This is a genomic window from Cupriavidus sp. 01L45, from assembly GCF_056399885.1.
Map to the genome: position 1 here is coordinate 1 of NZ_JBFTSG010000158.1, position 1,220 is coordinate 1,220.

Consider the following 1,220-nt stretch of genomic DNA (forward strand, 5'->3'; position numbering starts at 1 on the left):
GGAATCGCTGATCAATAGCCGCTAAGCGGAGCGTCAGCGCTTGTTTGACATCCGACTCTCACGATGCGGGAGAGCGGGGGTGGTTTGAGCCCGATTTGGGGCCGCATGGCACCCAATTCGCGCCATTTCTGGCGCAATCTTCGCACTCAGGACGGACTGCTACCCTGTAGCGCTAACAACCGCTTTTTGGCGAGCACCAGATTCGCCAGACCAAACAGGCTGAACAACTGCGCCGTGTTCTTGACCAGGCCTTTGTAGCGAACCTTGCGATGACCAAACAGATTCTTGATGACGTGGAACGGATGCTCGACCCGCGCCCGAATCTGGGCCTTGGTCCGCTCGACGGCGATCAGCAAGTCCTTGATTGCGCCGTCGCGCATTGCCTTGATCTTGCCGCGCTTGACAGCCACCTGCCACTTCACGGACTTGCCTTGCATCTCGTCGCGCTTCTCTACGCCCGTGTAGCCTGCATCACCAAACGCATGGTCTTCGTGGCCATGCAGCAGGGCATGCGCCTGCGACACGTCAGACTCGTTCGCCGCTGTGCCCACCACACTGTGCACCAACCCCGAAGCCGCATCCACGCCGACGTGCGCCTTCATGCCAAAGTGCCACTCGTTTCCCTTCTTGGTCTGGTGCATCTCCGGGTCGCGGCTCTTCTGCTTGTTCTTTGTCGACGGCGGGGCCTCGATGATGGTGGCGTCCACAATCGTGCCTTCCTTCATCATCAGCCCCCGTTGGCACAGCATGATGCCGATCTCGTCGAACAGCTTTCGCGTCAGTTCCTGCTCGACGAGCATGCGGCGAAACTTCAGCAGCGTGGTCGCGTCCGGCACCGCTTCGACCGCCAGGTCAATGCCGGCAAACGTTCGCATCGCCATGCTGTCATACAGCGCGTCTTCCAACGCCTCGTCCGACAGCCCGTACCACTGCTGCAGGAAGTAAATGCGCAGCATCCGCTCCAGTCCGATCGGTGGTCGTCCACGTTTGCCCTTGGGGTAATACGGCTCGACCGCCGCTATCAGCCGCTGCCACGGCACGACGCTTTCCATCTCCGTCAGGAAGCGCTGGCGGCGCGTCACGCGCTTCTTACCGTGGCTTTCCGCTTCCGCAAAACTGATCTGTCGCTTCATCTCCGGACCTGACTCAAGGGCATGCTTATGACAACGCACTCATCCTATGTCGCGATGACTCGCGAACCGATTTATTCAGCATTTCCC

The 1,220-nt window shown here is 59.8% G+C and carries 1 protein-coding gene; it reads right to left on the reverse strand.

Translation table 11 applies throughout. The annotated features are described in order from the left end of the window. Window positions 1-146: 146 nt before the first annotated feature. Entirely contained in the window at window positions 147-1,133 is a 987-nt protein-coding gene (locus tag AC1DT6_RS40515) for an IS5 family transposase (RefSeq protein ID WP_477112234.1), read from the reverse strand. Window positions 1,134-1,220: the final 87 nt, after the last annotated feature.

Bases quoted from the DNA above. Each gene is read 5' to 3' on its own strand.
- AC1DT6_RS40515 (WP_477112234.1), bottom strand. From the start codon at position 1,133: ATGAAGCGACAGATCAGTTTTGCGGAAGCGGAAAGCCACGGTAAGAAG.